Annotated in this window: 1 protein-coding gene; it reads right to left on the reverse strand. The window is 56.8% G+C overall.

All coding sequences use genetic code 11. The annotated features are described in order from the left end of the window. On the reverse strand, positions 1–521 hold a 521-nt coding region (locus AC07N8_RS29445), incomplete at both ends, for an EF-Tu/IF-2/RF-3 family GTPase (RefSeq protein ID WP_493147255.1).

Raw genomic sequence — 521 nt, forward strand, 5'->3', positions numbered from 1 at the left:
TTAACCAGAACCTGGCCACGCTCAACGTCGTCACGCTTGGTGCCGCGCAGCAGCACGCCGCAGTTCTCGCCAGCACGACCTTCGTCGAGCAGCTTGCGGAACATTTCAACACCGGTGCAGGTGGTGACGGTAGTGTCACGCAGACCAACGATTTCCAGTGGATCCTGAACGCGAACGATACCGCGCTCGATACGACCAGTCACAACAGTACCGCGACCGGAGATCGAGAATACGTCTTCGATTGGCATCAGGAACGGCTTGTCGGTCAGACGAACTGGTTCTGGGATGTAGCTGTCCAGGGTTTCAACCAGTTTACGAACGGCAGTGGTGCCCATTTCGTTGTCGTCTTTGCCTTCCAGAGCCATACGCGCCGAACCGATGATGATCGGAGTGTCGTCGCCTGGGAAGTCGTAAGTGCTCAGCAGATCGCGCACTTCCATCTCAACCAGTTCCAGCAGCTCAGCGTCGTCTACCAGGTCAGCCTTGTTCAGGAAAACCACGATGTACGGAACGCCTACCTG

Source organism: Pseudomonas sp. GW821-FHT10C09, assembly GCF_059415465.1.